Below are 12,305 nucleotides of genomic sequence, written 5' to 3'. Positions count from 1 at the left end.
TCCTCTAATACCTTGACTGGGGTAGCTGGATTCGAACCAACGCATGAGGGAGTCAAAGTCCCTTGCCTTACCGCTTGGCTATACCCCAAAATTTAATGGAAAGAGAGGGATTCGAACCCCCGAACCCGAAGGAGCGGATTTACAGTCCGCCGCGTTTAGCCTCTTCGCTATCTTTCCAACACTAACAGCCACTATTTTATCATAAAATAGTGGCTAATTCAAGACCTTAATTGCTCAAATTGTAATTTTCAATAATATTTCCGACTGCTGGTTCCAATTTTTTGAAGAAACTTTCGGTATTCCCATTTTTTACAACTGCAAAATGAGATTCACCAAGCTCAGCAATCTCTCCAATCACTTTTTTACCAATTGTCAAACGGTAACCTGGGAATGTATCGCCGTTTACAACAACTTGGCTGTCCTCAATCTGAATTTCAATTTTTTTATCTTTTTTACTCATAATGTATCGTAAATCCTCTCTTTACTCACTCTCTCCATTGTACAAAAAAAGGAAAAAGCTTGCAAGTGCAAGCTCTATTTTTACAAGTCTACTTTGACAATCCAGCCTTCGGGTGCTTCCTCATCGCCAAACTGAATACCCGTTAATTCATCGTAGAGTTTCCGAGTGACAGGTCCGACTTCTGTTTCACTATAGAAAACATGGAAATCATCACCGTGCTGCACACCACCGATTGGTGAGATGACAGCTGCTGTACCGCAGGCACCGGCTTCAGTGAATTTTCCAAGTTCATCAACCAAGACATCGCCCTCGATTGCTTTCATGCCCAAACGATTTTCTGCCAAATACAGCAATGAATATTTGGTGATTGATGGCAAGATAGATGGGCTAATTGGTGTGATAAATTCGTTATCAGCTGTGATCCCGAAGAAATTAGCGGAACCAACTTCTTCAATCTTAGTATGAGTAGCTGGGTCTAGATAAATGACATCTGAAAATCCACTCGTTTTCGCCTTTTTACCTGGAAGCAGGCTTGCTGCATAATTTCCACCGACCTTAGCCGCACCAGTTCCGTTTGGTGCTGCACGGTCGTACTCATCTTGAATCAAGAAATTAGTTGGCTGCAAACCACCTTTGAAATAATTTCCTACTGGCATGGCAAAAATCGTAAAAATGTACTCATCAGCTGGCTTCACACCGATAATATCTCCCACACCAATCAAAAGCGGACGAAGATAAAGCGTGCCACCAGTACCATAAGGCGGTACAAACTCATGATTAGCGGCTACTACTTGCTTACAAGCCTCGACAAACATATCCGTTGGCACTTGAGGCATGAGCAAGCGATCCGCTGTTCTCTGCAAGCGTTTGGCATTTTCATCGGGACGGAAAAGTTGAATAGAACCATCCTTCGTTCGGTAGGCTTTTAAGCCTTCAAATGCTTGCTGACCATAGTGCAAACTTGGCGAACTCTCTGAAATATGCAGGGTCGCATCCTCTGTCAAGACACCTTCTTGCCACTGACCATCTTTATAGGTTGCAAGGTAACGATATGGTAATTTCATATAGGAAAAACCAAGGTTTTCCCAGTCAAGATTCACAGTCATAACAGTACTCCTTTTATTTTTAACTATTTTAGCCTTTTTTTATGAAAAAATCAAGAAATATTCAGAAAATTCTACAAATTTTATTTTCAAATGTGAACATTCCGTTGCTCATTATCATCCTGACTCTATTGTACTCTTTCGGTCCGGCTGAAACAAGCTAAAAAACTGCTACTATCGTAACAGTTTTTTAGAAAATTTTTATGAATTTTTTAGATGATCAGCTAAGAATGCAATGTCTACTGGTCTAGTTCGACAGCATCCTCCAACTATTTGTGCACCTTGGTCAATCCATTTTTCTGTATTTTCCAGTAAAGTATGGCTATGGTCTGCCTGCTGTGTCCAAGTCTGCGTCTTTCCATCGTAAACCTCGCCTGAATTTGGATAAGTTACCAACGGCTTCTGCGTCATCTGGCTCAAGTGTACCAAGAACTGGGATACATGAGCTGGCGCACTGCAATTAACACCCAGTGCCAAGACCTGTTTGGACTGATTGACCAGGTCTGCGACAAGTGCTATATCGGAGCCATCTGTAAGAGTTTGCCCGTCCTGAGTAGTTACACTGAGATAGGCTTCAACAGTTGGAAATTCTTGAGCTAACAAGTCTAATAGGGCTTGGATTTCTAGTAAATTTGGTATGGTTTCTAGAGCCAAAAGTTCGCTACCTTCTTCGAGCAATAAAGTAAGCCGTTCCCGATGAAAAGCTTTTAACGCTTCTGCTGAAATTTCGCCATATTGACCAGTATATTCAGAACCATCTGCTAAATAAGCAGCATAGGGACCTACATCGCCACTGATAAGCGGAAATGAACGACTTGCCTTTTCTTCCTCTGTTAACTGCGCCCAGATATTGTCTCTGGCATCTTTTGCAAGAGTGACCGTCAGACGGATGATCTCTCTAGCCTCTTCTGCTGTCAGACCAACTTCCTCTAAACCAGGTAAAGTAGCTTGGTAGCTGGAAGTTTTCACGATATCACTGCCTGCTTTTAGATAGGCTTCGTGGATGTCCTGTATCAGTTGAGGATTTTCAATCAAGTACTTGGCTGACCAGAGTTTTCCAGAAACATCATGCCCTTGAAATTCCAACTCAGTTCCTAGAGCACCATGCAAAATCAAGACCTTATCTTGACGTAATAATTCTTTAAATCTCCCCATCTTCTCACCACTTTCTATATTTGACATAATGATAGATGTAGCATAGAACTGTAAATGGAATCCCAAAATAAAGACCTGCTCTCTGAGAACTATCCCAAGCAATCCCAATAATTGAGATAACCAATAGAGTGATGGTAATATACGGCAACACAGGTGTAAATGGCGTACGGTAGCTTAATTCTTCTAAACTGTGGTCTTTCAACCACTCTCTTCTGAAACGAATTTGCGCGATCGGAATGGACAGCCAAACCGCCACAACTGCAAATCCAGCAATAGAAACGAGCGCTAAGAATACTGTATCAGCTGCAAATACACTGGCAAAGAGAGAAAGTAAGGCACCGACCATAGACAAAAGAAGCGCTCGCATTGGCACACCGTGTTCGTTGATTTTCACGACCCGCTTGTTCAACATTCCTTCATTTGCCAAAGACCAGAGCATGCGGCTAGAGGCATAAAGTCCTGAATTCCCAGCTGATAAAATGGCTGTCAGAATGACAAAATTCATCAAGTCAGCCGCAAAAGGAATTCCCATCCGGTCAAAAACCAATACGAATGGCGCATCGGTCACGCCTGCTTCTTTTACAGGGAGGAGTGAAGCCAGTACAATGATGGTCAAAACAAAGAAAATAACCAACCGACCGATAGTTGTTTTGATAGCTTGTGGAACGGCTTCTTTCGGATTGTCTGTCTCACCTGCTGCGATTCCAATCAATTCTGTCCCTGAGAAAGCGTAATTAACTGCCAACATAACCGAGACCAGAGCGACTATTCCGTGTGGAAAAGCACCGTATGCCGTCAGATTTGAAAATAGCGGCGCTTGGGACGAACCAGCATAAGGAATAAGTCCAAAGATAGCCAATAGCCCCAAACCAATAAACACGATAATCGCCAAAACTTTAATGCTTGAAAAATAAAACTCTGCTTCTGCAAATAATCGGACGGAGAGCGCGTTTAAAATGAAAATCAGACTCGCAAAAATAGCTGCAAATACCCAAGCTGGTACGGTAGGAAACCATCTTCCCATCAGCATTCCTGCTCCTAAAAATTCAGAACCAAGAGCCACTGTCCAGCAAATCCAATACAGCCACGCAACTGTAAATCCTGTTCCCGAACTGATGAATTTTGTGGCATAGGTGTGAAACGAACCCGTAACCGGCATGGCAACTGCCAGCTCCCCTAAGGACAACATGACTAAGTAGACGACTACCGCCCCAACTAAGTAAGATAACACTGCTCCTAGCGGCCCAGCTTGTGCAATCGTATAGCCAGAACTTAAAAACAGCCCTGTCCCGATTACTCCTCCGAGGGATAACATAAACAAATGACGACTCGTCATCTTACGCTGAAATTGCCCTTCATTATCAAATTTATGATTTTCCATAGAACCTCCTTTGTAATTGTTACATTATATCAAAAATCCAGTATCCTACAAATATGGATTTTTTATAGATGGGTATAAGAAAAAACTATCATGAGAGAGGAGCAAGCAAACCTGCACTTTGCATTTAGAAGAATACAAATTAAAAGGAGCTGGACTTTTGCCCAGCTCCTTTTGATATTTATTATTTTAGCTTAGCCGCAAAAACTTCTTGGTCAGAAATTTTATCTGAGATGAAGCTTCCGTTGCTAGTGCGTTCTGACAGGGTGAGGTCTGCAAGATTGACTTCAGTGACATCCCCAGTTTTGGACATGACTTGGAGAATTTGCTGATCGGTATTGTCCACTTCTGTGGCAAATAAATCAAGCTCAGCTCTGCCATTTTCCGAAAGAACTGGACCAGCCACAAAGACGCGATGCGGCTTGGCTTTGAGCTCACGCAAGACCTGAAGTCCACGTCCAGCCCGCTTAGCCAAAGGAATGTCCTCAACCGCCATCCGCTTAAGGCTGCCGCGTTGGGTCAAGATGTAGAGGGACTTGGTGTTAGCAATAAAGGCCGCTTGAAGCAAGTCGCCGTCCTTGAGATTAATAGCCTTGACACCTGCTGCTTTAGCGCCAACGATAGGCACTTCATCAATGTTAAAGCGTAGCGCGTAACCATTTTGAGTGACCATCATGACATCATCTAGTAAAATCGGTGCTACAGCTACAATGCTATCTGTCTCGTCTTTGAGCTTGGCAAATTTAACGGACTTGGTACGATAGGTCCGCCACGGCGCAAATTCCTTACGTTCGAAACGCTTGATTTGTCCTAGACGGGTCGCCGCAAAATAGACACCCGTCTCAAACTCGTCCAAAATGTCTGCGTAGAGCACTTCCTCGTCCGCAGACAGATTGGTAATGGTCTGCGACAAATGCTCCCCCACATCCTTCCAGCGAATATCCGTTAATTCATGGACAGGACGATAGATAACATTTCCCTGATTGGTGAAAATCAAGAGATGCTGAGTGGTCTTGGCTTGTGCCATAAAGACCAAGTCATCATCATCCCGCTTGCCTAGTTCATCAAGTGAGGAAGCATTGAAGGAACGAAGACTCGTACGCTTGATATAGCCACCGCGTGTCAAGCTGACAATCGTGTCTTCTTCTACAATCAAGCTAGCTGTGTCAATCTCAATGGTCTCGCTTTCAGCCTGCAGTTCAGAACGACGAGCATTGCCGAAAGTCTTCTTAATCTCACGCAGTTCCCGCTTCATGACGTTAAACATAGTCCGATCGTCACCGATGATAGCCGTCAACATGGCAATCTTATCTCGCAGTTCAGCCTCTTCATTTTCCAAGGTCACGATATCGGTGTTGGTCAAACGATACAGTTGCAAGGTCACGATAGCTTCCGCCTGCTCTTCTGAGAAATCATAACTGACTTTGAGATTTTCCTTGGCATCAGCCTTATTTTCCGAGGCACGGATAAGGGCAATAACTTCGTCCAGAATGGACAAGACACGAATCAGCCCCTCAACGATATGGAGACGTTTTTCGGCTTTTTCTTTGTCAAAACGGCTGCGCGCTACAATGATATCACGGCGGTGAGCGATGTAGCTAGACAAAATCTTCTGCAAGCCCACTTGACGAGGGGTAAAGTTGTCAATGGCCACCATGTTGAAGTTGTAATTGACCTGCAAATCCGTGTACTTGAGCAGGTAATTGAGGATAGTCTGACTATCAGCGTCTTTCTTGAGCTCAATGGAGATACGAAGACCCGTTCGGTCAGACTCGTCACGCACTTCAGCGATACCAGGCACTTTATTATTGACACGGACGTCGTCAATTTTCTTGACTAGCACCGCCTTATTGACCTCATAGGGAATCTCGGTCACAATGATTTGCTCTTTGCCACCTTTCAGCTGTTCAATCTCCGTTTTGGAGCGAACAACCACACGACCTTTCCCAGTCTCGTAGGCCTTTTTAATCTCATCAGCCCCTTGGATAATGCCGCCTGTCGGGAAATCCGGTCCAGGCAAGAACTCCATGAGTTTGTCCAGCTTGGCTGACGGGTGGTCAATCATGTAGACCACAGCGTCGATGACTTCCGCTAGATTGTGCGGTGGAATGTCCGTAGCATATCCGGCTGAAATCCCCGTTGCCCCATTGACCAAAAGGTTTGGAAAGGCTGCTGGTAAGACCGTTGGCTCTTTTTCGGTATCGTCAAAGTTCCAAGTAAAAGGCACGGTCTTCTTATCGATATCCTGCAAAAGGTAGCCAGCAATCTCTGACAGGCGAGCCTCAGTATAACGCATGGCCGCAGGTGGGTCACCGTCCATGGAACCGTTGTTTCCGTGCATTTCCACCAAAATCTCACGGTTTTTCCAGTCCTGACTCATGCGAACCATGGCGTCATAAATGGACGAATCCCCGTGCGGGTGGAAATTACCCATGATATTTCCGACAGACTTGGCCGACTTGCGGTAGCCTTTTTCAAAAGTATTGCCATCCTTATTCATAGAATAAAGAATGCGGCGCTGAACGGGCTTGAGCCCATCACGAATATCAGGCAGCGCCCGCTCCTGAATAATGTACTTGGAGTAGCGACCAAAGCGCTCTCCCATGATGTCCTCGAGGGACATGTTTTGAATGTTGGACATAATTAAGATACAAAGGGACGATTCGGCTTGCCGAAAATTTCTGTAGAAAATTAGTCCCATGTTCAGTTACTTTTCAATAACCAAACTTGACCTTTCTATTTAGTTTTATACTACTGCAACTGATAACTGACTTCTGTTATCCTCTAAAAGCTAACACTTTAACAAAAGGGTTCTTGTTGTGAATACAAGTAGTTTCCTATTTTTTATCGTCATTGGCAATGTAGAGTTCTTTGGAAATTTTATAAAGTACCTGACAATATAAATCATCATCTTCGTTCACTTCCGAGCTTGAAAAAAATTGAACAAATTCCATTCCTACTTTTCTCATAATATTTTTTGACGGTATATTGCCTTCAGCTATAAAAGCATATACTTCTTGTAATTTTAATTCAGTAAAAGCATACTTTAGGCAGGCTTGAGCAGCTTCTGTCGCATAGCCCTTCGCCCGAAACTCTCTCTTTAACCTCCAACCAATCTCTACTATTTCATTTTTTATACATGCCAATTGAGTATGGTGCAAGCCAACGTATCCAATAAATTGTCCATTTTCCTTTGTCTCTACAGCAAACAAACTATAGTCATAGTTCTCAAACTCTTTTTGAATCAGTTGAAATATTTTTTTTGCACGTTCAATCGAGTAGAAGTTTGGTAAATAACGCATGACTTCTGGATCTTGATTCATGGATAAGAAGTCATCAAAGTCACTGCTTTTCCACGAACGAAAAACTAATCGTTCTGTTTCAATATAATTCATTAAAACACCGTACTCTCCTCCAAGGTAAATCGGACATTATCCTCAATCCATTGTCTACGTGGAGCGGGTTTGTCACCCATGAGGACGGAGACACGGCGTTCGGCACGCGCGAGGTCGTCGATGGTGACGCGAATGAGGGTGCGGGTTTCAGGATTCATGGTCGTCTCCCAAAGCTGATCGGCGTTCATTTCCCCCAGACCTTTGTAGCGCTGGAGCATGGAGCCCTTGCCAAATTGCTTGCGCAACTCTTCTAACTCACCATCTGACCACGCATAGGCGATTTGCTCATTTTTGCCCTTGCCTTTTGACATCTTATAAAGAGGAGGCAAAGCGATGTAGACGTGCCCCGCTTCAACCAGCGGACGCATGTAGCGGTAGAAAAAGGTCAGGAGCAGGGTCTGAATGTGGGCCCCATCCGTATCCGCATCGGTCATGATGATAATCTTGTCGTAATTGATATCCTCGACCTTAAAGTCGGCTCCGACACCAGCACCAATAGTGTAAATCATGGTGTTGATTTCTTCGTTTTTGAGAATGTCGGTCATCTTTGCCTTCTCGGTGTTGAGCACCTTACCTCGCAAAGGAAGAATGGCTTGGAACTTACGATCGCGACCTTGCTTGGCAGAACCACCGGCCGAATCTCCTTCGACAAGATAGAGTTCATTTTTAGCCGCATTTTTGGACTGGGCAGGTGTTAATTTCCCTGAAAGAATGCCCTTGTCCTTTTTATTTTTCTTGCCGTTTCGACTCTCATCACGCGCTTTTCGAGCCGCCTCACGGGCATCACGCGCACGAATAGCCTTGCGAACCAGATTGGTTGCTAGCTCGCCGTTTTCCAAAAGGAAATAGGTCAATTTCTCTGAAACAATCCCATCCACAATCGGACGAGCCAGTGGTGAACCGAGTTTATCCTTGGTCTGACCTTCAAATTGCAAGTGCTCCTCGGGAACCAAAATGGACAGAATAGCTGATAGCCCCTCGCGGTAGTCTGAGCCCTCCAGGTTTTTATCCTTGTCCTTGAGGAGCCCAGTCTTTCGAGCGTAGTCATTCATAGCCTTGGTAATGGCCATTTTAAGTCCAGTCTCGTGAGTTCCGCCATCCTTGGTGCGGACATTGTTGACGAAAGAAAGAATGTTGTCGGAAAAGCCATCATTGTACTGCATGGCGATTTCCACTTGAAAACCTTGGTCTTGTCCTTCAATTGAGATAACAGGCGTCAAGGTTTCCTTGTCTTCATTCAAGTAAACGACGAAGTCCTGCACACCATTTTCATAATGAAATTCTTGGTGTACGGCTTCTTCGCCTCGCAAGTCGGTCAAGGACATGGTAACATTTTTCAGCAAGAAAGCCGATTCTTTCAAGCGTTCTGAAATGGTATTAAACTTAAAGTCTGTCGTTGAAAAGATGCTCTTGTCTGGGAGGAAAGTCACGGTTGTCCCCGTTTTTGACTTGGGGGCTATTCCCACTTTTTTCAAGGTCCCAACTGGTTTTCCACCATTTTCAAAGCGCTGCTTGTAAACCGCACCATCACGAGTGATTTCAACTTCTAACCAGCTTGAAAGGGCATTTACGACAGAAGAACCAACTCCGTGCAGGCCACCAGATGTCTTGTATCCACCTTGGCCAAATTTACCACCTGCATGGAGAACGGTAAAAATCACTTCAACGGTTGGAATTCCCATAGCGTGCATACCAGTCGGCATCCCACGACCACTATCGGATACGCTGACCGAACCGTCTTTGTTAAGAGTGACATCAATCTTGTCTCCAAAACCTGACAAGGCTTCATCGACCGCATTGTCCACAATCTCCCAAACCAAGTGGTGCAATCCTGTACCATCCGTTGAGCCGATATACATCCCTGGACGTTTACGGACCGCATCCAACCCTTCTAGCACCTGAATGGCGTCATCATTATAATTATTGATATTGATATCTTTCTTAGCCAAAATTGACCTCCACTGTATTCATCTTTTCTATATTAACAGAAAATAGGGAAAATAAGCAAGTTTTTCCCATTTAAAGAGTGTAACCTCATTTTCAGCAGTCACAGATAAGAGAAGAATTTTCAGGTAACTTATGCTATAATATAGCCTATGAAAACAATCCTTTTTATACTTATTGCCTACTTATTGGGTTCGATCCCAACTGGTCTTTGGATCGGAAAACAATTTTTCAATGTTAACTTGCGTGAGCATGGCTCTGGGAATACTGGTACAACCAATACCTTTCGTATTCTTGGTAAAAAAGCCGGCACAGTAACTCTCTTGGTTGATATGCTGAAAGGTACCTTGGCGGTGCTACTCCCTATCTGGTTTGGCGGTGCGGCTCTTTCACCACTGATCATTGGATTCTTTGCCATCTTGGGACATACCTTCTCGATTTTTGCTCAGTTCAAGGGCGGCAAGGCCGTCGCAACGAGTGCGGGTGTGTTGCTTGGATTTGCACCAGCTTTCTTGCTTTATCTAGCGGTTATCTTTTTTGTAACCCTCTATCTCTTTAGCATGATTTCCCTATCAAGCGTAGCTTGTGCGGTGGTGGCTATCATTTCTATCTTGATTTTCCCAGCATTTCACTTCATCTTAGCTGGCTATGACCTCCTCTTTTCAGCCTTGATATTCTTGATCGCTTCGGTGATTATTATTCGCCACAAAGATAATATCCAGCGCATACGTAACCACTCTGAAAACTTGGTCCCTTGGGGACTCAACATCTCCAAGCAAAATCCGAAAAAATAAAAGCTCCCTGAAATTTTCAAGGAGTTTTCTTTTTTATTTCATGGCTTGAATAGGCAAGTCTGGCAACTCTGTAAATGTCAAGGGAGTTGTTTCAACTTGTGTTTCGGAAAATTGCAAGCCAAACCATCGAATCGGACTAGCTGTCAAGTGCTTGATAGCTGCCTTTGTTTGCATAACGAATTTTTCAAACAAGCTCATCTGACTAAGAGTTGAGACCTTCTCATCTAGAATAATATAACGGAAATTGCCAATATCGCGAGTCGGATGTAGTCCATAGTCTTGAACCTGCTTCGGCAAGCGACCATCCACTATCATTTCTCGAATAATGGTCCGCATATAACGCGGCACCGTCTGAGGCATCTTAAAGCCAAGATAAAGTTCTACGCAAACTAGAAAATCAGTACCCAGAGTATCCACCTTATAGCGGTCCGTATAGGGTTCATCGGTTACTTTTACATTGACAAACCAATAGACCTGGGCTCGTTTTGGTTGACGGTCTAAAATGGAGTAGAGAATGGAACGGTCAATTTTATTGCCCTTCATCCGGTTGGTCAAGTAAACCAAATTAGTCTGTTGCTGCTCGTACCGATTGTCGTTTCTGAGGCGGGCTATCTGTGGCCTGTACTCATTGATATTGAGGGACTTGATGTAGCGAAAGACAATTTTATTGCCCTCGGACCAGATAAACATGACAAACATGATTGCTAGGGCAAGGATCACAACCACATAGCCACCATGCATGAATTTGACAACAGAGGCGAGGAAAAATATTCCTTCAATCACAGCAAAAAATGCCATCATGATAATAGCTACTAGCGGCTTTGTCCCAACTTGTATCAGGTAAGCCGTCAGCAAAATCGTGGTCATCAGCATGGTAATAGTAATGGCCAATCCATACGCTGCCTCCATGCGCTCAGACGTTTGGAAAAATAGAACGATAGCTGATGTGGTGGCAAAGAGCATCCAGTTGATAACGGGAATATAGAGTTGACCCAAGTTTTTACCGGGATAATTGATGCGGAAAGTTGGGAATAATTTAAGGCGCATGGCTTCTGATACCAGAGAAAATGAACCTGAAATTAAGGCTTGCGAGGCAATGATTGCCGCTAATGTCGCGAGAATAACTGCATAGACCGCCATCCAGGACGGAAGACTGGCGAAAAATGGGTTGAGCTGACTGCCCTTGGATTGGTGCTGCAAAATCCAAGCACCTTGACCACAATAGGACAAAATAATACAAATCTTGACAAATGGCCAGCTGACATAAATATTGCCACGACCAACATGCCCTAAGTCAGAATACAGGGCTTCTGCCCCCGTTGTCGCAAGGAAAATCGAACCCAGAATAAAAATACCACGGTGATTTTCAGGACTCATCAACAGCTGAATCGCATAGTATGGATTGATCGCCTTAAAGACGGACAGATGTGTCAAACTATTAAGCAGGCCACTCAGCCCTAAAAAACTGAACCAGACCACCATGACCGGTCCAAAAATCCGACCAACCAAGCCCGTACCATATCGTTGAATACCAAAGAGTACTGCTAGCACCAAGAGCGTTGTAATGATGACTGCGTGCTGGTTGCCATACATGACACTCAAGCTCGGAACAGCCTTCAAACCCTCGATGGCCGTTGTAACCGTCACCGCAGGAGTCAAGGCTCCATCCGATAACAAGGTCGCTCCACCTATCATGGCAGGAATAATCAACCACTTGGCCATTTTCCGAACCAAGGTATAGAGAGCAAAAATCCCACCTTCATGATGATTGTCCGCTTTCAATGCAATCCATACATACTTAATCGTGGTAATCAAGGTCAAAGTCCAAATAATCAGCGAAATTGCTCCTAATATAAATGTCTCACTTACCGATTTAATTCCACCTTGATTTTCAACGAGAGATTGCATGGTGTACAGCGGACTCGTCCCAATATCTCCATAAACAATTCCCAGTGCAATGAGAAAACCCGACCGACTAGCCTGATCAAAGTTTCTCTTCTGACCGTCTTGCATAATGACATCTCCTACTCATAATGATAAAATGCTCACATCATTATAGCAGAATCTTTCCTGAAT

The 12,305-nt window shown here is 44.1% G+C and carries 9 protein-coding genes and 2 tRNA genes; 1 reads left to right on the top strand and 10 read right to left on the bottom strand.

Annotation, left to right across the window (positions count from 1 at the left end):
- Window positions 1-16: 16 nt before the first annotated feature.
- From J2T50_RS04625 to parE, 9 genes are all read right to left on the bottom strand, one after another.
- A tRNA-Gln gene (locus tag J2T50_RS04625) sits at window positions 17-88 on the bottom strand.
- An 8-nt stretch (window positions 89-96) separates the two neighbouring features.
- A tRNA-Tyr gene (locus J2T50_RS04620) sits at window positions 97-177 on the bottom strand.
- Between the two features lie 49 nt (window positions 178-226).
- The gene (locus J2T50_RS04615; RefSeq protein ID WP_253364204.1) at window positions 227-460 is read right to left on the bottom strand and encodes a DUF2969 domain-containing protein; all 234 of its coding nucleotides are present in this window, start codon (window positions 458-460) and stop codon (window positions 227-229) included.
- 80 nt (window positions 461-540) lie between these two features.
- On the bottom strand, window positions 541-1,593 hold the full coding sequence (locus J2T50_RS04610; RefSeq protein WP_354280914.1) for a branched-chain amino acid aminotransferase: 1,053 nt from the start codon (window positions 1,591-1,593) through the stop codon (window positions 541-543).
- A gap of 171 nt (window positions 1,594-1,764) precedes the next feature.
- Window positions 1,765-2,718, bottom strand: coding sequence for a homocysteine S-methyltransferase (gene mmuM / locus J2T50_RS04605; protein ID WP_253364515.1), 954 nt, complete (start codon window positions 2,716-2,718; stop codon window positions 1,765-1,767).
- Between the two features lie 4 nt (window positions 2,719-2,722).
- Window positions 2,723-4,099: an amino acid permease gene (locus tag J2T50_RS04600; protein ID WP_253364200.1), complete on the bottom strand. Its 1,377-nt coding sequence runs from the start codon at window positions 4,097-4,099 to the stop codon at window positions 2,723-2,725.
- Between the two features lie 181 nt (window positions 4,100-4,280).
- Window positions 4,281-6,737 carry a DNA topoisomerase IV subunit A gene (gene parC / locus J2T50_RS04595; RefSeq protein ID WP_253364198.1) on the bottom strand — a complete coding sequence of 819 codons (2,457 nt, stop codon included), beginning with the start codon at window positions 6,735-6,737 and terminating at the stop codon, window positions 4,281-4,283.
- A 196-nt stretch (window positions 6,738-6,933) separates the two neighbouring features.
- The gene (locus J2T50_RS04590) at window positions 6,934-7,491 is read right to left on the bottom strand and encodes a GNAT family N-acetyltransferase (protein ID WP_253364197.1); all 558 of its coding nucleotides are present in this window, start codon (window positions 7,489-7,491) and stop codon (window positions 6,934-6,936) included.
- Window positions 7,491-9,440 (bottom strand): DNA topoisomerase IV subunit B, encoded by a 1,950-nt coding sequence (gene parE, locus J2T50_RS04585; RefSeq protein ID WP_301282808.1) that lies wholly within the window; start codon window positions 9,438-9,440, stop codon window positions 7,491-7,493. The genes J2T50_RS04590 and parE overlap by 1 nt, the downstream gene beginning before the upstream one ends.
- Window positions 9,441-9,587: 147 nt before the next feature.
- Here parE and plsY point away from each other — a divergent pair, with 147 nt between their 5' ends.
- On the top strand, window positions 9,588-10,229 hold the full coding sequence (plsY, locus tag J2T50_RS04580) for a glycerol-3-phosphate 1-O-acyltransferase PlsY (protein WP_253364196.1): 642 nt from the start codon (window positions 9,588-9,590) through the stop codon (window positions 10,227-10,229).
- A 33-nt stretch (window positions 10,230-10,262) separates the two neighbouring features.
- On the opposite strand, the gene J2T50_RS04575 is transcribed toward plsY, so the two are convergent.
- Complete coding sequence (locus J2T50_RS04575; RefSeq protein ID WP_253364195.1) at window positions 10,263-12,242, bottom strand: KUP/HAK/KT family potassium transporter; 1,980 nt, start codon at window positions 12,240-12,242, stop codon at window positions 10,263-10,265.
- Window positions 12,243-12,305 lie beyond the last annotated feature (63 nt).

Source organism: Streptococcus gallinaceus, from assembly GCF_024170225.1.
Taxonomy (GTDB): domain Bacteria; phylum Bacillota; class Bacilli; order Lactobacillales; family Streptococcaceae; genus Streptococcus; species Streptococcus gallinaceus.
Note: the sequence above shows the minus strand (reverse complement) of the source record. Positions and strands in the feature narration are given on the sequence as shown.

Excerpts from the sequence above, each read along its gene's own strand:
- J2T50_RS04615 (WP_253364204.1), bottom strand. The coding sequence starts at position 460 with ATGAGTAAAAAAGATAAAAAAATTGAAATTCAGATTGAGGACAGCCAA.
- mmuM (WP_253364515.1), bottom strand. The coding sequence starts at position 2,718 with ATGGGGAGATTTAAAGAATTATTACGTCAAGATAAGGTCTTGATTTTG.
- J2T50_RS04600 (WP_253364200.1), bottom strand. The coding sequence starts at position 4,099 with ATGGAAAATCATAAATTTGATAATGAAGGGCAATTTCAGCGTAAGATG.
- parC (WP_253364198.1), bottom strand. The coding sequence starts at position 6,737 with ATGTCCAACATTCAAAACATGTCCCTCGAGGACATCATGGGAGAGCGC.
- J2T50_RS04590 (WP_253364197.1), bottom strand. The coding sequence starts at position 7,491 with ATGAATTATATTGAAACAGAACGATTAGTTTTTCGTTCGTGGAAAAGC.
- plsY (WP_253364196.1), top strand. The coding sequence starts at position 9,588 with ATGAAAACAATCCTTTTTATACTTATTGCCTACTTATTGGGTTCGATC.
- J2T50_RS04575 (WP_253364195.1), bottom strand. The coding sequence starts at position 12,242 with ATGCAAGACGGTCAGAAGAGAAACTTTGATCAGGCTAGTCGGTCGGGT.